Source organism: Parabacteroides sp. ASF519, assembly GCF_000364265.2.
GTDB classification, from domain to species: Bacteria; Bacteroidota; Bacteroidia; order Bacteroidales; family Tannerellaceae; genus Parabacteroides; species Parabacteroides goldsteinii.
Map to the genome: position 1 here is coordinate 3201932 of NZ_AQFV02000006.1, position 25495 is coordinate 3227426.

The 25495-nt window shown below is 41.7% G+C and carries 14 protein-coding genes; 13 read left to right on the forward strand and 1 reads right to left on the reverse strand.

Annotated features, from left to right (window positions below):
• The first annotated feature begins 70 nt into the window (after nucleotides 1–70).
• The 4 genes from C825_RS12555 (at nucleotide 71) to C825_RS12570 (ending at nucleotide 9018) form a co-directional block, all read left to right on the forward strand.
• Entirely contained in the window at nucleotides 71–3466 is a 3396-nt protein-coding gene (locus tag C825_RS12555; RefSeq protein ID WP_010802701.1) for a TonB-dependent receptor, read from the forward strand.
• 12 nt (nucleotides 3467–3478) lie between these two features.
• A complete protein-coding gene (locus tag C825_RS12560; RefSeq protein WP_010802702.1) occupies nucleotides 3479–5179 on the forward strand; it encodes a RagB/SusD family nutrient uptake outer membrane protein in 1701 nt (566 codons plus the stop codon).
• Nucleotides 5180–5281: 102 nt separating this feature from the next.
• Nucleotides 5282–7747: a hypothetical protein gene (locus C825_RS12565; RefSeq protein WP_010802703.1), complete on the forward strand. Its 2466-nt coding sequence runs from the start codon at nucleotides 5282–5284 to the stop codon at nucleotides 7745–7747.
• Nucleotides 7748–7779: 32 nt separating this feature from the next.
• The gene (locus C825_RS12570) at nucleotides 7780–9018 is read left to right on the forward strand and encodes an alpha-L-fucosidase (protein ID WP_010802704.1); all 1239 of its coding nucleotides are present in this window, start codon (nucleotides 7780–7782) and stop codon (nucleotides 9016–9018) included.
• A 90-nt stretch (nucleotides 9019–9108) separates the two neighbouring features.
• Here the strand turns inward: C825_RS12570 and C825_RS12575 are convergent, their stop codons facing one another.
• Nucleotides 9109–9702 carry an RNA polymerase sigma-70 factor gene (locus tag C825_RS12575; RefSeq protein ID WP_007658191.1) on the reverse strand — a complete coding sequence of 198 codons (594 nt, stop codon included), beginning with the start codon at nucleotides 9700–9702 and terminating at the stop codon, nucleotides 9109–9111.
• Nucleotides 9703–9843: 141 nt separating this feature from the next.
• Here C825_RS12575 and C825_RS12580 point away from each other — a divergent pair, with 141 nt between their 5' ends.
• From C825_RS12580 to C825_RS12620, 9 genes are all read left to right on the forward strand, one after another.
• Nucleotides 9844–10776 carry a FecR family protein gene (locus tag C825_RS12580; RefSeq protein ID WP_007658189.1) on the forward strand — a complete coding sequence of 311 codons (933 nt, stop codon included), beginning with the start codon at nucleotides 9844–9846 and terminating at the stop codon, nucleotides 10774–10776.
• 167 nt (nucleotides 10777–10943) lie between these two features.
• On the forward strand, nucleotides 10944–14345 hold the full coding sequence (locus C825_RS12585; RefSeq protein ID WP_010802705.1) for a TonB-dependent receptor: 3402 nt from the start codon (nucleotides 10944–10946) through the stop codon (nucleotides 14343–14345).
• A 12-nt stretch (nucleotides 14346–14357) separates the two neighbouring features.
• The gene (locus tag C825_RS12590) at nucleotides 14358–16058 is read left to right on the forward strand and encodes a RagB/SusD family nutrient uptake outer membrane protein (protein ID WP_010802706.1); all 1701 of its coding nucleotides are present in this window, start codon (nucleotides 14358–14360) and stop codon (nucleotides 16056–16058) included.
• Between the two features lie 97 nt (nucleotides 16059–16155).
• Entirely contained in the window at nucleotides 16156–17553 is a 1398-nt protein-coding gene (locus C825_RS12595) for an FAD-dependent oxidoreductase (protein ID WP_010802707.1), read from the forward strand.
• A 47-nt stretch (nucleotides 17554–17600) separates the two neighbouring features.
• Nucleotides 17601–19508, forward strand: coding sequence for an FAD-dependent oxidoreductase (locus C825_RS12600; RefSeq protein ID WP_010802708.1), 1908 nt, complete (start codon nucleotides 17601–17603; stop codon nucleotides 19506–19508).
• 16 nt (nucleotides 19509–19524) lie between these two features.
• Nucleotides 19525–21384 carry an FAD-dependent oxidoreductase gene (locus tag C825_RS12605; RefSeq protein ID WP_010802709.1) on the forward strand — a complete coding sequence of 620 codons (1860 nt, stop codon included), beginning with the start codon at nucleotides 19525–19527 and terminating at the stop codon, nucleotides 21382–21384.
• 111 nt (nucleotides 21385–21495) lie between these two features.
• On the forward strand, nucleotides 21496–23151 hold the full coding sequence (locus C825_RS12610; protein ID WP_010802710.1) for a glycoside hydrolase family protein: 1656 nt from the start codon (nucleotides 21496–21498) through the stop codon (nucleotides 23149–23151).
• 23 nt (nucleotides 23152–23174) lie between these two features.
• A complete protein-coding gene (locus tag C825_RS12615) occupies nucleotides 23175–23882 on the forward strand; it encodes a cupin domain-containing protein (protein WP_010802711.1) in 708 nt (235 codons plus the stop codon).
• Between the two features lie 21 nt (nucleotides 23883–23903).
• Nucleotides 23904–25478, forward strand: coding sequence for an alpha-L-fucosidase (locus C825_RS12620; RefSeq protein ID WP_010802712.1), 1575 nt, complete (start codon nucleotides 23904–23906; stop codon nucleotides 25476–25478).
• Nucleotides 25479–25495: the final 17 nt, after the last annotated feature.

Here is a 25495-nt window from a genome sequence, read left to right on the forward strand (position 1 = left end):
GAAAATGCACGTCATAAGGAGTCCAAGCCAACGACTTGCATTTATTATTCATTAAAAACAATACAAAGTTATGAAAAAAAACAATGACAGGGATTGTTGTGTCCCGTTATTAAGAAAAACAATTCGCATTATGAAGATCACAACCTTATTTTCATTGGCTGTTGCCTGTTGTATTTCTGCCTCCACCTATGCGCAGGATTACAAAGTTTCAATCAAAAAGAATAATGCCAGTATCATTGAAATACTGAAAGAGATTGAGAAGAACAGCGAGTTTACTTTCTTTTTTAATGACAATCATGTAAATGTAAATAAGAAAGTAAGTGTAAATGCTAAGAATGTAACATTGGATGAAGTTCTTACGCAGATATTTAATAATACGGGATATAATTATCAGATTATTGATCGTCAGGTATTAATTAAGGCTTTTACAGAACCCAATCAGGCTACGAATGCGGCACAGCAGAAGACGAAAATTGTATCGGGAGTTATTAATGATGAAACAGGTTTGCCTGTTATTGGTGCAAACGTGGTAGAAAAAGGGACGACAAACGGTACAATAACGGATGCCGAAGGGAGGTTCTCCCTTAACGTAGCGTCAGACGCTACGTTAGTTATCACTTATATAGGATATGTAACGAGTGAGGTACCTGTCATTGGCAAGAACTCCTTGACAATCACCTTGAGAGAAGATACTGAAGTTTTGGATGAAGTTATCGTTGTTGGTTATGGTACCATGAAAAAGAAAGACCTGACAGGTTCTGTCGCTGCTATAAAAGGGGATGATTTGGCAGCCCGTAAGACAACACAATTATCTACTGCGTTGCAAGGTGCTATAGCTGGTGTGACGGTAACCCGTGATAACAATGCTCCAGGGGCAGCTGCTGGTAGTATCCGGGTTCGTGGTATTACCACGATTGGCGATACCAGTCCGTTGGTGATTATCGATGGTGTTCCCGGTAGTATTAATGATGTGAATCCGAATGATGTGGAAAGCATGTCTGTTTTGAAAGATGCGGCGTCATCTTCCATATATGGTTCACGTGCAGCGGCAGGCGTCATTTTGATTACGACTAAGCGGGCCCAGGAGAAAAGTCTGTCGATCGATTATAATTTTGAATACGGATTGGAGATACCAACCAAGCAACCGAAATACGTAGGGGTTAAACGTTTTTTGGAAACGACCAATGAGTTGCGTTATAATGACAATAAATCCGGAGGTTGGAACCAGGCTTATTCGGATGATGATATAAATAATTGGGAAAAATATCACCAGACAAACCCTGATAAATATCCTATGACAGATTGGGTTGGAATGATTTTGAAAGGTTCGGCTCCGCGTCAGACTCATACGATTAGTGTAGCCGGGGGGGCTAAGACTGTAAAATCGAATGCTTCATTCGTCTATGATAAAGTGGACGGTTTATACGCAGACCGTGATTATGAGCGTTTCATGATTCGTGCCAATAATGATTTTACGGTAAATAAGTATTTGGGGGCGACATTGGATTTTAATTTTAAACGGACAAAAAATCATCAGCCTTATTACTCTCCCTTCTCTGATATGCGCTTAGCTCCTATGATTTATCCGGCTGTATGGGCTAACGGAGAATATGCGAGCGGAAAGAATGGGAATAATTCCTATGCTGTAGTAAATTCCGGAGGTTTTAAAGATGAGTGGTATAATCAGATGGGAGGACGTGCTGCAATTAATATAACCCCGCTTGAAGGTTTGAAAATTTCAGGAGTGATCGCACCTAATTATACATTTGAGAAAAAGAAACATTTCCGTAAGGCGGTACCTTATTCTTTGGAAAATGATCCGAATATGGTTGGCGGTTACATGGAAGGCTATAATACAACAAAATTATCAGAAGAGAGGAATGACAGTTATAATATAACAATTCAAGGAATTGCCAATTATATGAAGACTTTTGGTAAGCATGATTTGAACTTGATGGCTGGTTATGAAACTTATTATTCATCCGGTGAGAATCTGGGTGCTTCCCGTGATCAATATGAATTGAGTAATTTCCCTTATTTGAATGTAGGTCCGTTGGATTTGCGTGATAATAGCGGAAGTGCTACGGAGTTGTCTTATAGATCCTGGTTTGGCCGTGTAGCTTATAGTTTTGATAACAGATATTTGTTTCAGGCGAATATTCGTTATGACGGATCTTCCCGTTTTCATTCTGATTATCGTTGGGGAGTATTTCCGTCTTTCTCTGCCGGTTGGGTGTTAAGTGAAGAAGCATTTATGGAGAATGCGGATATTAATTGGTTGTCTTTCCTGAAATTGAGGGCTTCTTATGGTACGTTGGGTAATGAACGGATTACGGACAAAGATGGAAATGCCCTTTACTATCCGTATCAGGCTTTTATCAACTTCAGTGATGTCCTGTTCTATCAAAATGGAACGGTTGTTCCTGAGTTATCAGCGGCGCAGTGGGCTTATGCCGTTGAAAATATCTCCTGGGAAACAACAAGTTCGGTAGATATCGGTTTGGATGCTAATTTCTTTAATAATCGTTTGCGCTTTACGGCTGATTATTATAACAAGCAGACGAAAGATATGCTATTGGCTTTGGAAATCCCTGATTATGTCGGGTTTGATAATCCGCAGAGAAATACAGGTAAGATGTATACCAATGGATATGACATCGAATTAGCCTGGAATGACCGTATAGGGGATTTGACTTACGGAATTTCTGCGAATTTCTCCGACTTTGTTTCTAAGATGGGAGATTTGGGCGGAACGGAATTCCTGGGAGATCAGGTGAAATTGAAAGACAGTGAATTTAACGAATGGTATGGTTATTTGAGTGATGGTCTGATGCTGACGGAAGAGGATTTAAAAGGACCGAAATTAAATGATAACGTACAATTGGGCGATGTTAAATATAAAGATATTTCCGGACCTGACGGTGTACCTGATGGAAAGATTTCTCCTGAGTATGACCGTGTTTTATTAGGCGGATCTTTGCCGCGTTTTCAATATGGAGGAACGCTGAATCTGGGGTATAAAGGTTTTGATTTCTCTGTTGCAATTCAGGGAGTAGGCAGGCGAAATACCCGTCTATCCTCTGCAATGGTACAACCGCTACAAGCAAACTGGGGGAATACTCCGGCGATTATCGATGGTAAATATTGGAGTGAAAAAAATACGGAAGCACAGAATGCCGAGGCTATTTATCCTCGTCTGACATATTCTAATAGTAGTATAAACTATACCATGTCAGATTTCTGGTTATTTAATGGCCGTTATTTCCGTTTGAAAAATTTGACATTAGGTTACACATTACCAGCGGAGTGGACAGAGAAAGTAATGATCAAGCAAACTCGTATTTATGTGGCAGCCAATGATTTGTTCTGTATCAGTAAATATCCGAAAGGTTGGGACCCGGAGATGGGAAGTTCTGCTTATCCGATTACTACGTCTGTGTTATTTGGTTTGTCTGTAAAATTTTAAAAGAATAAAAAGATGAAACGTACATTTATCATATTATTAGGATGTTGTTTGGGCTTAAACTCTTGTTATGAGTTAGATTTAAATCCTCTATCGCAGGCATCCAGCGAAAATTGGTACTCCAATGAGACTGAAATAGAAATGTCGATCAAAGACTTTTATAGAGATGCATTCTGGCCATTGGACAATGAAGATAAGACCGATAATTTTATTTATAGGGAAACTCCCTCTGAAATTATAAAAGGGACCTTCAATGGTCAAAGCGGAGATGTAACAACGTTATGGGCCAATCAATACAAATCTATCGCACGAACGAATACAATTTTGTCCAATATGGATAAGGCGGCAGAGATGGGTATTTCCGAAGAAAAGATAAAACGGTATGAGGCTGAGGCTTTGTTTCAAAGAGCATCTTGTTATGCCAGACTGGTCACTTATTTCGGAGATGTTGTTTACGTGACAAGTGTGGTCGATATTGAAGAGGCTTTTACACTTGGTCGTACTCCTAAATCGGAAATAGTACCGAAGATTTATGAAGATTACGATAAAGCGGCAGAAGGTTTGCCGGAGAAATATACCGGTGTATCTTCTTTGCGTGCAACAAAAGGGGCAGCCCTGGCATTGAAGGCTCGTTTTGCTCTTTATATGGGGGATTGGGAAATCGCGGCTGATGCTGCTAAAAAGTGTATGGATTTAGGACTTTATAAATTGCATGCGGACTATGCCGAACTTTTTTTGACGACTACTAAAAATTCGGAAGAGTCGATTTTCTTGTTACCCCGTTCTATCGAATATAAAGTGACGTTAGGAAACTGGACGGTTATGAATGAGGTATCAAGAAATCCGGGTGGTTGGGGCGCTTTTGCTCCGTCCTGGGATTTACTTGCTGCTTATGAATGTATAGATGGTCTTCCGATAGATGAATCACCTTTGTTTGATCCTCAAAACCCATTTAAAAATCGTGATCCGCGTTGTACGGCGACGATTGTTGAATTTGGAACCCGGCATTTGGGATTTGATTATAATCCGCATCCGGATGCAGTGGAGGTAATGAATTACAATACGGGCAAGATGCAGAAAAACAACGATGCCCGTGTGAATGCTCAGTTTGCATCTTATAATGGATTATTATGGAAAAAAGGAATTGATGAAACATGGCTGGAGAATGGGAAGGATGTTGATCCCGATAAAATAATTATCCGTTATGCAGATGTTTTACTCATGTATGCTGAAGCAAAGATCGAGTTGAATCAGATAGATCAATCCGTATTAGATGCAATTAACAGGGTTCGTGCCAGAGCATATGGGGTAGATTATACAAATATAAGTGCCTATCCGGCAATTACTACAACTTCTCAACAAAAGTTACGTACGATTATCCGTAACGAACGACGTGTGGAATTTGCAAAGGAAGGTTTGCGTTATATGGATTTGGTCAGATGGAAAATTGCAGGAAAAGCATTGACGCGTCCTAATTATGGAATGTTGTATCCGGTAAGCTTATTGCGTGAAAAGATCATAGATAAAGGCCTATGGTTTTGGCCGGATGTTCCGCAGATTGACGAAGACGGTATTCCTGATTTCTCTGCGATGGAAAAAGCCGGACTGATAGCTCCAATGTCTCAACGTATGTGGAACGATCGTCAATATTTATGGCCGATTCCTACGAAGGAAGTTCTTATCAATGAGAATTTAAAACAGAATCCCGGATATTAAATTCGTATAAATAATTCTTATATTGGCTCCTCTCTTGTCTTAATGCGTATAAGCGTTGAGAGGAGCCTTTATTGCTAATTTTATAACAGAAATAAAATGAAGATGAAATTAAACAGTACGATAGGCATATTGACAGTACTATCGGTAATGAGTTGTTCGGCACAAAAAGAGTCTAAGAGAGTTCCGGATTCGGTATCCGGTATTTATCCTCGTTTGGCTTATTATAATAATGAAGGAGAATGTGGAACGGGAGCCGTGGTTCCCTGGGCAGACCGGTTATGGGTTATTACCTATGGGCCGCATTTACCTAATGGCTCTTCGGATAAATTGTATGAGGTAACATCCGATTATCGCCAGATTATACATGATGAGAGTATAGGAGGAACTCCGGCGAACCGCATGGTCCATAAAGAAAGCAACCAGCTTTTTATTGGTCCGTATGCCATTGATAAAACAGGAAAAGTTCGGGTGATACCTTATTCGGTAATGCCAGGACGTCATACCGGCAATGCCCGCCATTTGACGGATCCTGCCCATAAAATCTATTACGGTACGATGGAAGAGGGTTTTTATGAGGTGGATGTCAATACGTTGGAAGTAAAAGAATTATATCAGGATGGAAATAGAAAGAAAGGTATAAAGGATGATACGAATGATGTATTACCGGGTGTACATGGAAAAGGTTTCTATTCGGGACAAGGCGTTGCTGTTTTTTCCAACAATGGAGAAGGTACGGCTGAAGCATTGAAAAAGTTTGATGTAAAAGCCGGTGTTTTGGCTGAATGGAATGGTAAAGATTGGAAAACGGTTCGGAGGAATCAATTTACGGAAGTAACAGGTCCGGGGGGCATTTATGGAAATACGAATCCGGAGACAGACCCGTTGTGGGCTACGGGTTGGGATCATAAGTCTGTTTTACTGGGAGTACGTGATGCGAAGAAAGGTTGGTCTTTCTATCGCCTTCCCAAAGCCAGCCATAGCTATGACGGAGCGCACGGATGGAATACGGAATGGCCCCGTATCCGGAATGTCGGAACAGAATCCAATCCTGATTATCTGATGACGATGCATGGCATGTTCTGGCGTTTTCCCGGTCAGTTTACAGCAGATAATAGTGCCGGTATCCGTCCGCGTTCTGCTTATCTGAAGGTTATCGGTGATTTCACTCGTTGGAACGATCAGCTCGTTTTCGGATGTGATGACTCGGCTCAGAAAGAATTCCTGAATAAACGTAAGGCAAAAGGAAATATAGAAGGTCCCGGCCAATCCAATTCCAATCTGTGGTTTACCTCTTTTTCGAAACCGGATGAATTAGGTCCGGCAACAGCCGAAGGGGCTGTTTGGGCAAAAGAGAGTATAAAGGCAAATGAAGCCTCCGAGCCTTTCCTGTTTGCCGGCTGGGCAAATCGTATCGGTTGGATTAAGAATGAGGGAAAACAACCGGTAACTTTTGCCTATGAAGTGGACGAAACTGGTACGAACGATTGGAAAACAATAAAATCCGTAACTGTAAGTCCGGGAAAGGCCGCCAGTGTTATATTTCCGGCAGAAGATAAAGGAGAATGGATTCGTGTGAAAGCAGACAAGAATACATTGGCAACAGCTAGTTTTTCTTATACGACACCTGATACCCGTTCTGTACAACCTGCAATGATTTATAAAGGTATGGCTTCTGCTACGGATAAAAATTTAACCGGTGGTTTGTTGTACGGACTTGGAGATAACCGTCGTGCTTTGGGGGTGTTGGCTAATACCGTTGTAAATGGCAATACCGTTGAAACCGGTTATTATGAAATGGGCGATAAGTTGGAGCTGGTTCGCAAGGATGATGCTGAAACGGCCGGTTTGATCCGCTCAAAATTTGCTATTCCGCAACGAGTTGTTTCAATAGAAAATAGCTCGGTATTAATTGTTGACGACCTGGGACGCAGATGGCGATTGCCATTAGGGGACAAGGCGTATACATCTTTGACGAATGAGGGGCAACTTCGTATTTGTCGCGAAGTGGCAACAGAGCGTGATCTATTTTCCTGTATGGGTACATTTTATGAACTTCCTGCCGAAAATGCAGATGGTTATGCAAAGATTCGTCCTGTTTCTACTCATAATTACCGGATAAACGATTATGCTTCCTATCGTGGAATGCTTGTCCTGACAGGGGTGAATCCGGAAGAAGGAAAGGATAATGAACATGTCATTGTTTCCAACGACGGTAAAGCGGCAGTATGGGTAGGTGTTATTGATGATTTGTGGCAGTTGGGTAAACCGATCGGAAAAGGTGGTCCGTGGAAAGATACGTCAGTAAAAGCCGGTATCCCGTCTGACCCTTATCTGATAGGATTTTATGACAGGAAAAAGTTAACCTTATCGCATCAGTCTACTGACGATATTACTTTTACCATTGAAGCAGACCCGACAGGGAACGGGGATTGGATGGAATATATGGTACGGAAAGTGAAAGCGGGAGAAAAATGGACATATGAGTTTCCGGCAGAGTTCCAGGCTCGTTGGATTCGTTTCTCCACAGATGAAGATACAAAAGCTACGGCGTGGTTGGAATATAAATAGACTTGGTAATTGATCAAAGTAAAAGAGTTGTTATGAATAAATATAGTGTATTGATTATCTGTTTGCTTTTGTGCCTGAATCTGAGAGGGCAGGAACAGACGTGGAGAGAAGTCCCGTATTATCTGAAAGGATACGAAGCCGAATACGCAAAATCACCTAAAGAGGCTGCTTTGGCATGGTTTAAGGATGCTCGTTTTGGCTTGTTTATCCATTGGGGACCAGCCTCTTTGTATGGAAAAGGAGAATGGGTGATGTATAATGAAGCTATCCCTTATAAAGAATATGAGCAGAAAGCCAGAGAATTCAAAGGAGAGAAATTTAATGCCCAGGATTATGTGGATTTGGCGGTCAGAGCTAAAATGAAATACATAACTTTTGTAGCAAAGCATCACGATGGTTATGCCTTATGGGATACGAAAGCTACCGACTATAATAGTGTGGATTATCCTGCACAACGTGATTTTGTAAAGGAACTGGCTGTCGCTTGCCGGAAAGCCGGATTAGGCTTGTTCATTTATTATTCGATCGGTTTGGATTGGCACCATCCTTATTTTTTACCGAGTTCTATGTATAATCCGGCTCGTCCCCATTATAAGGAAATGCCCGACGAGTATGCTTTTAAAAAGGTGGAAGATTTTAAACATTATCTGAACTTTGCGAAAACGCAGATTATGGAACTGTGCACGCAATACGGACCGATTGCCGGGCTTTGGTTTGATACAGTCGGTGGTATATATCAGCATTCCGATCTTTTTAATATACAGGAAGTTTATGATATGATTCATTCAATCCAGCCGCATGCACTGGTTGTGTTTAAAACAGGAGCAAATGGAAATGAGGATTTCATTACAGGTGAAAGAGAAATGGGCTCTTTGGCTTCGGTGTTTAAGAGTGCCGGCTTGCCTCAGCAAGTGCAGGATGCTGCTGATCATTCGTGGGAAAGCAATAAAGGAAAACCGGCTGAATTGAATATTCCTATTCAAACATTGGGATGGGCTTATCATAGCTCTCCGCGACAGAGACAAAAGTCGAAAGATGAGGTTATGGACTTATTGAATTATTGTGCAAAGATAAATGCAAACCTGCTTTTGAATATAGGACCACTCCCTGACGGTACAATTTTGGAAGAAAATGTGAAGACATTGGGTGAAGTTGGTGATTATCTTGAAAAGAATGGTTTCCCGGCATTGAATACAAAAGATTATATGGATTATAGAACAAAGGCTGTCCAACAGATTGATAAAGAGAAAGAGAATCAAACTGCCAGGTAAATGAGATAGGTTGCTTATGGTGAAGTAAAAAAGGAAGGAGAAAGGATCTTCTTCCTTTTTTATATAATTTACAGAATCCTGTTTTGCTCGCTATTTGTCAAAAATGGAGGTGAATAGCATAAATAAAGGTAAGTAATCTTTTAATTCTTTTTTCAGTATTTCAATCGCTTTGCTCTTATATCTTTTTACTGTTCTGCAGGATACCCCCATTATTTCAGCTATTTCTTCAATACTCTTGTTCTCAAGGCGGTTCAGTTCAAAAGCAAGCCTGTATTCAGGCGGAAGTTTCTCTAATGTTTGATATAGTAGATGCTGCAGTTCCTGTAGTGTATAGAGATCATCTAGGTTATTAAAATATATGGGAATATTTTTTTTGATCGTTGTTTCATATTCTTGTTTATATCCCTGACTACGCAAATAGTTTAAACTAAGATTTTTGACACATGTTATGAGGAAGTTTTTACCTGAAGTGTAAGGAATGATAGTTTTCCTTTTTTCCCAAATAGTAAAAAATACATCCTGAACAATATCTTCGCGTGTTTCCTGGTCGTCGATGTATCGCCTGGCAAACTGGCATAATGAAACATAATACTGTTCGAATAACGAACGGTAAGCTACTTGGTCATCGTTATTGGATATACTCCATAAAAGATATTCTATACTCTCTGTGTCAAGTCTTTCCACTAATAAATATACATTGAATCAGTTTGTTTAGTAAAGCAAAGATAAGAATGAGAAAATATAAACCTTGCTTTTTTGAAAAAAAAATGAAAATAGAGTGTCCCCTTTTTTATTTCTGTGTGTCTATTCATAAACAAAGAAGATATGGAACTGGATAGAAAAGATATAAAAAGATACATCCTCATAGCAAAGGCTATAGATGCAGATATTTGTGATTACGATAATTATGATATTGAGCAGGCTTTTGCAAGAAATCAGAAAAGGATAACGGCTTATTCCTGGAAACAAAAATATCTTAACAACGCTTTGCGTATAGCTGCCATATTGTTGCTTCCCTTTATTTTATCGACAGGTTTCTTATCTTATCTGTATATAAACCGACTGCAAGAGGATAAGCATATATCTTATTTGGAAGTTGTTTCTGCTCCCGGCATAGTTACGCAAATGGAATTACCGGATAAGTCGAAAGTCTGGCTTAATGCAGGAAGTTCTCTACGATATCCTTCTCGCTTTACGGGGGATGAAAGGACTGTTTATCTGTCTGGAGAGGGGTATTTTGAAGTGCAATCAGACAGACTGCATCCGTTTTATGTATCAGTCAACGAAAAGATGAAAGTGAAGGCACATGGAACGAAGTTCAATGTAAATGCTTATAGTGATGAGATGTGGGTTGAAACAACATTGGAAACAGGCAAGGTGGATGTTCTCATTCATAAGCAATCTGTACTGCTGAAGCCAAATGAGCAGGCTTATTATAGTAAATCCGATCAGAAGTTATTGATACGTACAGTCAATGTAGAGGAAAAAACGGCCTGGAAGGATGGACGCCTGGTGTTCAGGAATACTTCGCTTGATGAGGTGATAAAACGGTTATCACGACGATATAATGTCGATATTGTTATGCACCGGAAGACCGATATTGATTATAAATGCAGGGCTTCGTTCTCCACAGAAAGTGTAACTCAGATATTAGACTATTTGAAATTAGTTGCTCCGATAGATTGGAAAATCGCGGAGACTGAACAACTAAAAGATTCATCCTATCCGCGTCAGCGTATAGATATTTGGTTAAAATAAAAAGAAACAAATACCAATAAAGAAAGGAGGTTATATAAGAAACAGGTAATACAAAAAAGACAAGGACAAGTATAAGCGTCAACTTATCCTTGTCCCTTAAATCAAAAAATTAAGTCCGACGCCAATCGGTCCTAATTCGTTTAATTAAAAAATCCAAGTACAAAGTTATGAAAATTCTAAAACAATCCAATGGGGATATCCCCCTATGTATACCTAAATTAGTGCGTGTTGTGAGAATCAGTTTATTCTTGTTATTTATTGTGATGACTCAGTTACATGCAGAAAATTTGTATTCACAGAATACGGTTATTAATTTGAAACTGGAAAATGCTACTGTTGAACAAGTTCTCGATAAAATTGAAAAGGAAACGGAATACTCTTTCCTTTTCACTGATAAATCAGTGGATATTGACTGGACAGTGAATATAGATATTCATGGTAAGAGTATCAATGAAATATTAGAAATTTTATTTGGAAAGACCAATGTAGAGTATCGTATTGTAGATAAACAGATTGCATTGTCTAATAGGAGATTAGTGACAGACAGTGTTAATCAGCAGAAGAAAATCAATGGAAGTGTTATTGAACAGAACGGAAATCCGGTTATTGGTGCTAATGTTGTGGAAAAAGGGACAACAAATGGAACGATCACGGATATGAACGGGCATTTTGTTCTATCTGTTAATCAGGGTGCTGTACTAACAATTTCTTATATAGGATATATAACGAAGGAATTTCAAATTAATGATAAATCAAATATTATTATCTCTTTAGAGGAAGATTCTGAATTATTGGACGAAGTTGTAGTTGTAGGTTATGGTACCATGAAAAGAAAAGATTTGACCGGTGCGGTAGCTGCCGTGAAAGGAGATGATCTGGCAGCACGTAAAACAACGCAATTGTCTACGGCATTGCAGGGAGCTGCTTCCGGTGTATTGGTTACGCGCGATAATAGTGCTCCGGGTTCTACCGCTTCCATCAAAATACGTGGTGTAACGACGATCGGTGAATCAAGTCCGTTGGTTATTGTCGATGGGGTTCCGGGTGATATCAACCAGGTAAATCCGGAAGATGTGGAGAGCATGTCTGTTTTGAAAGATGCTGCTTCTGCCTCTATTTACGGTTCCCGTGCCGCTGCCGGAGTAATTGTGATCACAACGAAACGTGCTAAAGAGAACGATTTATCATTGAATTATAATTTTGAGTATGGTTGGGAGATGCCTACTAAACTTCCTGAATATGTGGGTACCCAACGATTTATGGAAATGGTAAATGAACTGCGTTATAATGATAATAATGCAGGAGGTTGGTATCAGACGTATTCGGAAGATCAGGTCAACAACTGGATAAAGAATAATGCAACTGATCCTGATGCTTACCCTGTAACAGACTGGCAGGATGAAATTCTGAAAAACTCTGCCCCCCGCCAGACTCACTCGATAAATATAGCAGGTGGTAGTAAAGTCGTTCGTACAAAGGCTTCATTCCGTTATGATAAAACAGACGGTATTTATGTGAACAGAAATTATGAACGTTATATGATCCGGGTAAATAACGACTTTAAGATCAATAAATATATTGAAGCTCATCTGGACGTAAATTATAAACGTTCCAAGTCTGAAGAACCACATAGAAATCCGATGGATTTACAATATCGCGCAACTCCGCCTATTTATGCAGCGCGATGGAGTAACGGTATGTGGGGAGACGTCAAGGACGGTGAGAATACGTTGGCTATGATTACGGACGGCGGTTTGAAAACCTCCTGGTATAACCGGCTGGGTGGTAAGGCTGCTATTGATATATCTCCTATTGAAGGCTTGAAGATATCGGGCGTAATTGCACCTACCTATAATTTTGATAAGGTAAAAAGTTTTCGTAAACAGGTTCCTTTTACTTATGCCAATGATCCTAATACGATAAAAGGATATATGAATGGGTTTACAACGACTAAATTGACTGAAAACAGAAACGATAGTTATGATGTGACCACTCAGTTTTTTGCGAATTATAATAAAACCTTTGGGAAACATGAACTTTCAGCAATGGTCGGTTATGAGGACTATTATGCATTTTGGGAAAAACTGAGCGCTTCTCGTGACCAGTATGAATTAACAAATTTCCCTTACCTGGATATTGGTCCTGAAAATCTGAGGGATAATGGCGGTAATGCTGAAGAATATGCTTATCGTTCATTCTTTGGCCGTATAGCATATAGTTATGATAACCGGTATCTGTTGCAGGTGAACTTCCGTCGGGACGGTTCTTCCCGTTTTGCTCCGGATAGCAGATGGGCGAACTTCCCTTCATTGTCAGCAGGCTGGGTTGCCAGTGAAGAACAGTTTATCAAAAATTTAGACTGGAACTGGCTTTCCTTCCTGAAATTGAGAGGTTCGTGGGGTACGCTGGGCAATGAACGTATCACAATGTCGAAGGATAACACAACAGTACAGAACTATTATCCTTACCAATCGGCTTTGAATTTTGGTTCTGCTTTATTTTATAGTGGGAATACTGTAAATTCTTTCCTGACAGCCGCTCAACAGTATTATGCTGTTCGTAATATATCGTGGGAGACGACAGAAACCTGGGACATTGGTCTGGATGCAAACTTCCTGGATGGACGCCTGCATTTTACCGGAGACTTCTATAAGAAGAAAACGAAGGATATGTTGCTAGCTCTCGAAATTCCGAAATTTATCGGATATGATAATCCGAGTGTAAATACCGGAAATATGCATACGACCGGTTATGATCTGGAAATCGGCTGGCGTGACCAGGTGGGTGATTTCAGATATTCCGTATCTGCCAATTTATCTGATTTCATTTCTAAAATGGGAAATTTAGGTGGAACAGAGTTTTTAGGTGAAAAGGTAAAGATGGAAGGCAGCCAGTTTGACGAATGGTACGGTTATCTTAGTGACGGACTATTCCAAACGCAGGAAGAGGTGGATAACTCACCGAAGCTGAATAATAATGTAACGATCGGCGATATCAAATATAAAGATATTTCAGGTCCGGATGGCGTGCCTGATGGCAAAATTTCTTCAGAGTACGACCGCGTATTGCTGGGCGGATCACTTCCCCGTTACATGTTTGGTGTGAACTTATCTGCTTCTTATAAAGGATTTGATATATCAATGATGTTCCAGGGAGTTGGCAGTCAGAATTCCCGTATCAGCAGAAATATGGTTGAAGGATTGAATACGAACTGGGGAGGATTCCCGTTAATCCTGGAAGGTGATTATTGGAGTACCAATAATACGGCGGAACAGAATGCTGGTGTTAAGTATCCCCGCCTGACCCGTAATAGTGTGGATGCCAACATGAGCATGTCTGATTACTGGATGTTCAACGGACGCTATCTGAGAATGAAGAACCTGACAGTAGGTTATACGCTTCCTTCCGTATGGACGAAGAAAATTAGTATGGAATCAGTTCGGTTTTATGCTTCCGGAAGCGATTTATTCTGTCTGAGTAAATACCCGCATGGTTGGGACCCGGAAGTTAGTGCAACAGGCTATCCTATTACTATGTCTGTGTTATTAGGTGTATCGGTTAACTTTTAAATAAGAATGATCATGAAACGAAATAATATAATAATTTGTTTATTCAGTGGCATAACATTGCTTACTGCCTGCCATGACCTGGATTTGAATCCTTTGTCTTATGGTTCGACGGAAAATTGGTATTCGAATGAGACAGAGATTGAAATGGCTGTCAATGAATTATACAGAGATACGTTCTGGCCGTTGGATGAGGAGGGGAATACCGATTGGTCCGATGATAATATTTATCGTGAATCTTTGACTCCTTTCCAAAATGCAACCTTAAACGGTCAGACGGATAAGGTTACAGACCTGTGGTCAAAACAATATAAGGTTATTTCCCGTGCCAATGGGGTCATATTAAAAGCACACCGTGCAGTTGAAGCAGGTGCTTCCGAAGCAAAAATCAACGGTTTTATTGCCGAGGCTCATTTTCACAGGGCATGTGCTTATGCGAAATTATCTTCAAAGTTTGGTGGCATACCTTTGGTAGAAGATGATATAGATATAGAGGCAGGTATGGCAATGGGCCGTACCGATATTGCGGTTGTGAAACAATTTGTTTATGATGAGTTTGATGTGGCGGCAGAAACTTTACCGGTTTCATACTCGGGTGCTCAGAGGGCAACGAAAGGGGCTGCTCTGGCACTGAAAGCGCGTTATGCACTCTATATGGGCGATTATGACATTGTTGTTGCTGCAACAAAGGCTGTCATGGATTTGGGTATTTATTCTTTACATAAAGACTATGGGGATCTGTTTCTGACAAATACAAAGAATGCGGAGGAATCTATCTTTCTGATACCCCGTTCCATTGAATATAATGTGGTCATGAATGTAAGAGGATGGCTACCGAGGAATTCCGGAGGATATGCTGTACCGAACCCGACCTGGGAACTATTGGCCTCGTATACTTGTATTGACGGGTTACCCATTGATGAATCTCCATTGTTCGATTCTCATGACCCGTTTAAGAATCGCGATCCCCGGTTGTCAATGACTATCGTTCCGTTTGGAGAGAACTTCCTGGGTATAGAATTCAATCCTCATCCTGAGGCATTGGAAGTTATGAACTATAAGTCAGGCAAGATGATTAGTAACAATGATTCCCGTGCAGTTGCGCAATATGCTTCTTATAATGGCCTCGTTTGGAAAAAGGGAATGGATGAAAGCTGTCTGGAGAATGCCCACAATATTGATCCTGATAAAATAATAATCCGTTATGCGGATATATTATTAATGTATGCAGAAGCAAAGATAGAATTGAACCAGATCGATCAGTCCGTATTGGATGCTATGAACGAAGTTCGTGCCAGAGCTTATGGTGTCGATAAATCGGCGGTAAGTCAGTATCCGGCATTTACAATGACAAATCAGAACAAGCTGAGATCCGAATTGCGTATGGAAAGACGTGTGGAGTTTGCCAAGGAAGGACTTCGTTATATGGATCTGATGCGCTGGAAGTTGATGGACAAAGTAATGAACAAGAAAGTGTATATGATGCTTTACCCGGCTTCTTTACTTATAGAGAAAGTTGTTAGCCAGGGAGACTGGTTCTGGCCTTATGCTCCGGATATCGATGAAAACGGCCTGGCTGATTTCACTAAGATGGAAAGTGCCGGTAAGATCGCTGTTGTTGCCCAAAAGAAATGGGATGAACGCCAGTATTTATGGCCGATACCGACGACTGAGATTCTGATTAATCCGAATATGAAGCAAAATCCTAATTATTAATCTGCAAGATAAAGGCATTTTATTATTCGTGAAAGGAAGATAAAGTGCCTTTTCTTTCCAGCTATAAATAGTATAAATCAGATAAGCAGAATTGAAGATGGGCAATAGAAGAGATTTTGTAAAGAAAGTAGGAGCGATGGCAGTGACGGCAACGATACCCGGTCTTATAAATTCGGCTCCATTGGTTTCTCAGGAAAAGGTTCTGACATTAAAACGTTCGAAAATAAAGGTCAATGACCAATGGGATGTGATCGTTGTAGGAGGAGGACCGGCAGGTTGCACGGCAGCAATTTCTGCTGCACGGGAAGGTGCCAGAACTTTACTAATAGAAGCTATGGGACAATTGGGAGGGATGGGAACAGCTGGTATGGTACCAGCTTGGTGCCCGTTTTCAGACGGTGAGAAAATTATATACCGGGGATTGGCCGAGAAAATATTCAGAGCTTCCCGAAAAGGAGTTTCCCATGAACCGGAAAATAAACTGGATTGGGTCAGTATCAATCCAGAGTATTTAATGACTGTCTACGACCGGATGGTAACGGAAGCAGGGGCTGATGTTTTATTCTTCTCTCGTTTGGCAGCCGTCGAAATGTCGTCAAATGATACGATTGATGCGATCATCGTATCAAATAAAGCAGGACTTGTGGCTTTTAAAAGTAAGGTCTATATAGATGCGACGGGAGATGGGGATCTGGCAGCCTGGGCAGGTGCTCCGTTTAAGCGTGGATATGGAGACGATGGGGCTGTCCAGAAATCCAGTTTATGTTTTTCCTTTGCGAATGTGGACTCTTATGACTATATGAACGGTCCGGTATTATACCAATGGAAGAATGAAAAGACGCCACTTTATGTAGCGGTTCGTTCAGGTAAATATCCTTTAGTTGATACTCATTTTTGCAATAACCTGTCGGGACCGGATGTTATCCAATGTAATGCCGGTCATATGGATGTTGATACGACAGACCCATGGGCCATATCACAAGCTATGATACTGGGGCGTCGAAAGGCAGGCCAGTATTTAGAAGCCATGAAGGATGTACGGCCTACGACCTTTGCCAATGCTTTTGTCGTAAAAACAGCTTCTTTGCTTGGAGTGAGGGATAGCCGCCGGATTGAAGGCGATTATATTTTTACGGTTGATGACTGGAGGCAACGGAAATCTTTTGAAGATGAAATCGGGAGGAATTGCTATTATATAGATATCCATAGTGGTAAGCATATCCCTGAACACTATAAGAAAGGAGAGTCACATGGAATTCCGTATCGTTGCCTGACACCTAAAGGAATTAAGAATTTGTTAACGACAGGGCGTTGTATCTCAACAGATGAACAGGCCTTTGGCAGTACTCGTGTAATGCCTTGTTGTCTGGTAACCGGGGAAGCAGCCGGTATGGCAGCCATGCATGCTGTTAAGCAGACTAAAAATGATGTACATAAGATAGATACCCTTTATTTGAGAAAAAGATTGAAAGAAGAAGGACAATTGATCCTGTGATCTTTTATACAGATTCCGAATCATAATAACAGTAAATGAAGATTTTTATGAAACAATGGTGGATTATAATATTATTAATAACGGTCTGTCCTTTGAAAGCGGATAATATTTTTATAGAAGCAGAAAGCTTTGATAAAAAAGGAGGATGGGTACTGGATAATCAATCCATGGGGCAAATGGGATCTCCTTATCTGCTGGCACATGGACTAGGTGTTCCGGTAGAAAATGCTTCAACGGTAATCCAGGTTCGGAAGGCAGGGAAATATCGTGTATGGGTTAGGACCAGGGATTGGGTGAAACAATGGAATAAAACTGGTTCTCCCGGACGTTTTGAAGTCTTATTAAACGGAAAAGCACTGGACGCTACCTTTGGGACGGAAAAAGCCTCTTGGCATTGGCAGGATGGCGGGACAATTATGTTGAAAGTTGGTGATAATCGTTTGGAACTTCAGGATTTGACTGGTTTTGATGGCCGGTGCGATGCTATTTTTCTCAGCTCTGAATTGGATTTATTTCCTCCGGATGAGGGGAAGCTGTTAGCAGTTTTCCGTCGGGAAATGTTGGGTTTACCTGTTGAGCCGGAAGACGGGGGAGAGTATGACCTGGTTGTTATTGGTGGTGGTATTGCCGGATGTTGTGCTGCTCTCAGTGCTGCCCGTCTCGGTTGTAAGGTTGCCCTGATACAAAACCGTCCGGTTTTAGGAGGCAACAATAGTTCGGAAGTCAGAGTCGGACTTTCCGGTTTGATTGCCCAGCAACCTTATACGAACCTGGGATACCTGGTAGATGAACTTGGAGGTGTCGGACATTGGAATGCCTGGGAAGCAAAGAGGGATTCGCTGTCTGTCAGGAGCAGACAGATTTTTGGAATATTACAGCGGCATCCGGAAAAGAAAATCCATAATGCAGGTCCGGCAACTAATTATGAAGATGAAAAGAAGTTGTCTTTGTTGCTAAGTCAGGAAAACCTGAGCCTATTTTTAAATATGCAGGTTTTTGATGTCAAAAAAGAAGGAAATAAAATCATTTCTGTTGTAGGACAGGATATTATGTCAGGAAAAGAGTATATCTTTAAGGGCAAATTATTTTCAGATTGCACTGGTGACGGTGAAGTCGGTTTTTTGGCAGGTGCGGACTTTCGTATGGGGCGGGAAAGTAAAGAGGAGACAGGTGAACCCAGGGCTCCTTTAAAAGCCGATCAGTTGGTAATGGGGACGTCTGTACAATGGTATACGGAAGATACTCCTGAGGTTTCAGTCTTTCCTGATTGTCCGTGGGCTATCCGGTTCAATGAGGAGACATGTATTCCGGGATTTCGAGGTGACTGGGATTGGGAGGCAGGTCTTGATAGAGATCAGATTACGGAAATAGAATATATTCGTGATCATGCCCTCCGGGCAGTCTACGGAAACTGGGCATTTCTGAAAAATGAAAGTAAGAGGAAAGAAGAGTTTGCCGGAAAGAAATTGGCATGGGTGGCTTATATCGGCGGAAAACGCGAATCCCGCCGTCTGTTGGGTGATATAATCTTACGTGAGCAGGATTTACTGGAGAAGGTCCCTTACGAAGATGCAACCTTTACTACCACCTGGGGTGTCGACCTGCATTATCCTAAACTGATTGCAGGAATGGAAGAAGAGCCTTTTCTTTCCTATTGTGATGTGCAGGAAATAGAACCTTATCCCGTTCCGTATCGTTGTCTGTATTCAAGGAATATCGACAATCTGTTTATGGCCGGCCGGAATATCAGTGTGACTCATGTCGCATTGGGTACTGTACGGGTGATGAGAACCGGAGGGATGATGGGAGAAGTTGTCGGGATGGCCGCCTCTCTGTGCAGGAAGCATCAGACCTTGCCGAGGGGAGTGTATGAAAAATATTTACCGGATTTACAAGTGTTGATGAGCCGGGGTGTTGGTAAATCAGGCTTTCCGGAAGCAGGAAAATTAGACTAATGTAAATATATTTATCATGAAAGCATTAATAACATTATTACTATTATTGAGTTTAGGTACGGTAAGAGCCGCCGACCTTTTCGTTGAAGCTGAAAGTTTCAGTCACAAAGGAGGCTGGGTAGTCGACCAGCAGTTTATGGATCTGATGGGATCGCCGTATTTGCTAGCCCATGGTATGGGTGAACCGGTAGACGATGCTTATACTGAAGTTACTTTTCCTGAAAAGGGGGAGTATTATGTATATGTCCGTACATATAACTGGACTTCTCCTTGGAAAAAAGGAGAAGGGCCCGGTAAATTCAGCTTGTCGGTAGGAGGTAAAAAGCTGGCGTCACCGTTAGGAACCGAAGGTACAGCCTGGATGTGGCAGGCTGCCGGTAAGGTGTCGGTGAAAAATCTCAGGACAGTGGTCAAGCTGCATGACCTGACAGGTTTTGACGGTCGTTGCGATGCTATTTATTTTACTACGGAAGAGGGGCGGATACCTCCGTCCGATATGAAACAATTGGAAGCCTTCCGCCGGAAAGCGCAGGGTTTTCCGGATGAAGCGCCGTTGGCGGGACAGTATGACCTGGTTGTTGTCGGAGCCGGTATTGCCGGGATGAGTGCCGCTGTATCGGCTGCCCGTTTAGGATGCAAAGTTGCTTTGATTAACGACCGTCCGGTGATTGGAGGTAATAATAGTTCGGAGATCCGTGTCCATTTGGGAGGACGTATAGAAGAAGGCGTCTATAAAGAATTGGGAGGTTTGCAAAAAGAATTCGGTCCGGAAAAGGGAGGAAATGCCCAACCTGCGGAAAACTACGAAGATCAGAAAAAACTGGATTGGTTGGCAAATGAAAAGAATGTGACTCTTTTCCTGAACTATCGTGCAATCGGCGTGACAAAAGATGGTAATAAAATAACATCCGTTACAGCCCGGCATATCGAAAGTGGTAAAGAACAGAAGTTTGAAGCCCCTCTCTTTTCAGATTGTACGGGAGACGGAACAATAGGCTATCTGGCCGGAGCCGATTTCCGTATGGGACGTGAAGCCAAGAGTGAATTCGGAGAAAGTATCGCTCCCGAAAAGGCCGATAAGATGACAATGGGTGCTTCCGTTCAATGGTATTCCGTAGACAATGGAAAAAACTCGTCTTTTCCGGATTTCAGTTACGGCGTGGAGTTCAATGATAAGAATTGCGAGAAAGTCCTGATGGGTGAATGGACCTGGGAGACCGGAATGAACCTGGACCAGATTAAAGATTTTGAACGTATTCGTGACTATGGCATGCTGGTCGTTTATTCCAATTGGAGTTACCTGAAGAATCAGATGAAAGAGAATACTCAGTATCGCAACCGTAAACTGGGCTGGGTGGCCTATGTGGCAGGCAAACGGGAATCCCGTCGTTTGATGGGGGACTATATTCTGAAAGAAGATGACATTACAAAAAATGTCACCCATGAAGATGCTTCTTTTGCTACGACCTGGAGTATTGATCTGCATTGGCAGGATCCAGCAAACAGCGCCCATTTTCCGGGAAATGAATTTAAGGCGGTAACGAAACATATCCTGATCCATCCGTATCCGGTTCCTTATCGTTGTCTTTACTCCCGCAATATAGATAACCTGTTTATGGCCGGGCGCAATATCAGTGTTACGCATGTTGCACTGGGTACGGTCCGTGTGATGCGTACGACAGGGATGATGGGCGAGGTTGTCGGTATGGCTGCCTCTTTATGTAAGAAATACGGAGTGGAACCCCGCAAGGTGTACCAGTCTTATCTGGAAGAACTCAAAGTGCTGATGAAAGAGGGGGTAAATAAAAAAGGATTACCCAATAACCAGCGCTATAATGAAGGAGGAATATTAAAAGAAAAGCCTGTCGTTAAATAATATCCGGTTGAAAACTACGCAAACCTTTGCGTAGTTTTTTTCGTATAAGCCGCAGCACTCAATATATAAAAGTTATACATTTGAAGCATTAAAAGCTTAATTCTTAATACAATGAAACTCTATTCTTTATTATTGTGTGCGTCAGCTGCCTGTTGGTTCGGTATGCAGGATATAAATGCCCAGATCACCGAAAGACCTCGTCCCGTCGAATGGGATCACCTGGTTGAAGGCGCCCGGTTTATAGACCGTTTTCTTCCGATGCCGGCGGGAAAACTGAGCAGTGATGTCTGGGGAGCCAAAGATGTCGTTCCACGTTATGTCGATAACGGTATCGAAGACGATATTTGTTCCTATTGGGGAGGGAATATCCTGCTGGGAGAAGATAACCAATATCATTTATACGTTTGCGGCTGGCCGGAGAACTCTCCGAAAGGACATATGTTCTGGCCCAATTCGACAGTTTACCATGCCGTATGTAAAAATTCGGTAGGTCCTTTCATAATAAAAGATACGATAGGTCCGGGACATAATCCGGAAGCCTTCCGGTTAAAAGACGGACGTGTTGTTGTTTATGTAATCGACGGATATTATATTTCCGATGGCCTGAACGGTCCGTGGACTCGTAAGAAGTTTGATTTTGATAAACGCGACCGCCGTATCATAGAAGGTCTTTCCAACCTGACTTTCGCTCAACGGGAAGACGGTTCCTATCTGATGGTTTGCCGTGGAGGTGGTGTATGGATCAGCCAGACCGGACTTTCGCCTTACAACCAGATTTCCGATAAGCGGGCTTATCCTCCGGTAAAAGGGGAGTTTGAAGACCCTGTTGTCTGGCGTGACCACGTTCAATACCATCTGATTGTGAATGATTGGTTGGGACGTATCGCTTTTTATCAACGCTCGAAAGATGGTATCAATTGGATAACCGATCCGGGAGAGGCTTACCAGCCGGGAGTCTCTTTCCATGAAGATGGAAAAGTGGAGAACTGGTTTAAATATGAACGAATCAAAATCTTTCAGGATAAATATGGCCGTGCTATCCAGGCAAATTTCGCTGTTATCGACACATTGAAGAACGAAGATTTGCCAAACGATAACCACAGTTCCAAAAACATCAGCATCCCCCTGAATCCGGGTGTATTGCTGACAGTTCTCGATACGAAACCGATTACGGAGAAGACAAAGACTATTCGTGTTAAGATTGCAGCCGAAGAAGGATTTAATCCGCAAACGGATATCGACCTGAACTCTCTTCGTTTCGGTGCATCTACGGAGGTGAATTATGGTAAAGGTTGTAAAGTGCTCAGTACGAAGAATGAAGGAAAAGACCTGGTCGTTACTTTCGATGCGAAAGGAAATGGTATAACCGCAGAAGAATTTGCGCCCAAATTATTAGGGAAAACAACTTCCGGCAAATTACTTTTCGGATATGCCCGTTTGCCCTGGGTGAGTTATAATGATCCGATCCTTTCTGCCCGGATGCCGGTATTTGCGTCGGATAGCCGGAACATCAATGTCGTGGTTGAGAACTTCGGTCAGGTGGTTTCCCAAAAGGCTGTCTTGTTATTGGAACAACTTCAGGATGGGAAAAGGAAGGTTGTCGGACAAGCCAAGTTATCACCGCTTGTCCCTTACGGCAAAACGGATATGGCACTGACCAATCAAATGACGTTTGAAAAAGGGAAAGCATACGATTTCATCCTGACCATCCGTACGTCTGACAATGTCGTATCCACCTATAATTTCCGTACGACTCCAATAGAGTAAGTATCAATATAATAAATATACGTATGAAAAAGTTATTTTTATGTTCACTGGCTTTTATGGCTTTGGCTGCATGTAACCAGCCGGCTACGAAAGTACAGGATGCAAACCCGGTATCAAAAGAAGTAACAGAATCAATCTCGTTGAGTTTCAATAATGATGATTTCTACACTGCCGATGGCCGGTTTAATGAAGAAGCAGCCAAAGACGCTGTTATTACTCTGATGAAATATTACAATTACCCCGTTACCGATAAGACGCGTGGATCGATTTGGGTAAGCGATTACGGGACAGGCCGTTATACAGAGCTAGGATTAGCATGTATCGGTTATGCGAATGAATTGGATGACGGTTATATGTTGCAAGATCTTTTTCTCCTGCCGGGACAGATGCTTCCCGAGCATTGGCATGAAAAGGTGAATAAGTATCCGGCGAAACTGGAAGGCTGGTTGGTTCGTAATGGTAAAAGCTATATCGTCGGAATTGGAGAGGATAATTTATCGAAATATCCGGATATTAAAATACCTTCATGCCATGAAAACGGGTCGGTGACAGTCAAAAATGTGACTCCAGCCGGTGTCGGTGAGTTCGTCCCCTTGAAAGAGGTCTTGACGCATCACTGGCAATACGCCGGAAAGGAGGGAGCCATTATCACGGAAGTGGCCAATGGTCATGTCAACGAGGCTGTCCGCCATCTGGATAAAAAGATCAATGATCATTTTCTTGGTATATAATGAGACAAATCAATAATAAGAATGAAATTAAAATCATTATTCTTACTACTCTGTGCTTCTACCAATGTTATGGCACAGTACTATGCTCCGAGTTATTCTTCTTTGCAGCAATATAAATGTCCGGATTGGATCAAGGAAGCAAAGTTTGGTATCTACTGTCATTGGAATGCGCAAAGTGCGTCCAAGAGTGAGAACAACGGTTGGTATGCCCGTGAAATGTATATAGAAGGTTCTGCCGCATACAATGACCATTTACGTAATTGGGGGCACCCTTCGGAAGTCGGTTACAAAGACGTTGTAGAAGCGTGGAATGCAGATAAGTTCGATGCAAAAGAATGGGTATCATTGTTCAAAGAAGCAGGTGCCAAGTTCGTATTGACCATGGCGGTTCACCATGATAATTTCGATATGTGGGACTCTAAGTACCAACCCAAATGGAATTCAACCCACTACGGACCGAAGGTTGATGTCTGTAAAATGATTCGGGATGAAACTTTGAAAGCAGGTATGCGTTGGGGGGTTACTACCCATTTGGAGAGAAGTTATAGCTGGTTTCAAACCAACAAAGGGGCAGATAAGACAGGTGTTAAAGCTGGTATCCCATATGATGGTAATATGTTGGAATACCAAGATTTATATCATGAATATCCTAATTTCGCGGATTTAGGTCCTGATTTTTGCCAGTTACGTTCTCCTATGGTTTCTCCACAAAGTTGGAAAGAGATGTGGAAGAACCGTTCAATAGATTTAATTAGCAGATATCATCCTGACTTTTTCTATATTGATGGTGCTTTGCCATACACAGACGACGGAGGAAAGGTTGGAATGGAAGTAGAGTCATTCTTTTTGAATCACAATGCAGAACAGCATGGTGGAGTTTGTGAAGGTTTTTTCGGTATCAAAGACATCAAACACCACGGAGTGTTCTATCCAGGGGCAGCCTCGATACTTTTGGAACGGGCATATTCTGACAGGATACAAGAGGAACCACAATTATCCGATGAGTCTATCGGTGCATGGTTTCATACGGGTAAATCAGATTATTATACGGTCAATCGCATTCTTTCATCGATGGTTGATGTTGTGGCAAAGAATTGCATATTCCTGTTAAATATTCCCCCTAAGGCGGATGGTAGTTTTGATCCTGAAGCTGTATCTATGTTGAAAGAGATAGGTGCTTGGTTGGATGTAAACGGAGATGCCATTTATGGTACTTCCCCTTGGAAAACATTCGGAGAGGGTAGTGTACGTTATACCACTAAAGGAAACAATTTGAACGTGATTGTCTGTTCCAAATTGGAAAATGACTTGCTCTTGGCTTCTTTGAAGGGATGGAAAAACTCTGATATAAAATCTATTAGATTGTTAGGTCGTGAAGGAAATGTCAGTTTCAAGATAACCGACTTTGGTGTTTTGGTACATATCCCCAATGACATTAAGGATTCAGACAAATTTCCTACATTCCAAATAGAATGTAAAGATTTGGTCAATCAACCATTTACCGTTGTTAATCTGCAATCTGTCAAAGCTTTGAATGAAGAAGCTGCTAAGAAGTTTGGTGCAACAGGTAATAATGGTTTGATACCATTGCCGTAAACAAGATTTTGAAAGAT

What these genes read in the sequence shown, in the direction of transcription:
- C825_RS12555 (WP_010802701.1), top strand. Translation starts at nt 71, where the DNA reads ATGAAAAAAAACAATGACAGGGATTGTTGTGTCCCGTTATTAAGAAAA.
- C825_RS12560 (WP_010802702.1), top strand. Translation starts at nt 3,479, where the DNA reads ATGAAACGTACATTTATCATATTATTAGGATGTTGTTTGGGCTTAAAC.
- C825_RS12565 (WP_010802703.1), top strand. Translation starts at nt 5,282, where the DNA reads ATGAAATTAAACAGTACGATAGGCATATTGACAGTACTATCGGTAATG.
- C825_RS12570 (WP_010802704.1), top strand. Translation starts at nt 7,780, where the DNA reads ATGAATAAATATAGTGTATTGATTATCTGTTTGCTTTTGTGCCTGAAT.
- C825_RS12580 (WP_007658189.1), top strand. Translation starts at nt 9,844, where the DNA reads ATGGAACTGGATAGAAAAGATATAAAAAGATACATCCTCATAGCAAAG.
- C825_RS12585 (WP_010802705.1), top strand. Translation starts at nt 10,944, where the DNA reads ATGAAAATTCTAAAACAATCCAATGGGGATATCCCCCTATGTATACCT.
- C825_RS12590 (WP_010802706.1), top strand. Translation starts at nt 14,358, where the DNA reads ATGAAACGAAATAATATAATAATTTGTTTATTCAGTGGCATAACATTG.
- C825_RS12595 (WP_010802707.1), top strand. Translation starts at nt 16,156, where the DNA reads ATGGGCAATAGAAGAGATTTTGTAAAGAAAGTAGGAGCGATGGCAGTG.
- C825_RS12600 (WP_010802708.1), top strand. Translation starts at nt 17,601, where the DNA reads ATGAAACAATGGTGGATTATAATATTATTAATAACGGTCTGTCCTTTG.
- C825_RS12605 (WP_010802709.1), top strand. Translation starts at nt 19,525, where the DNA reads ATGAAAGCATTAATAACATTATTACTATTATTGAGTTTAGGTACGGTA.
- C825_RS12610 (WP_010802710.1), top strand. Translation starts at nt 21,496, where the DNA reads ATGAAACTCTATTCTTTATTATTGTGTGCGTCAGCTGCCTGTTGGTTC.
- C825_RS12615 (WP_010802711.1), top strand. Translation starts at nt 23,175, where the DNA reads ATGAAAAAGTTATTTTTATGTTCACTGGCTTTTATGGCTTTGGCTGCA.
- C825_RS12620 (WP_010802712.1), top strand. Translation starts at nt 23,904, where the DNA reads ATGAAATTAAAATCATTATTCTTACTACTCTGTGCTTCTACCAATGTT.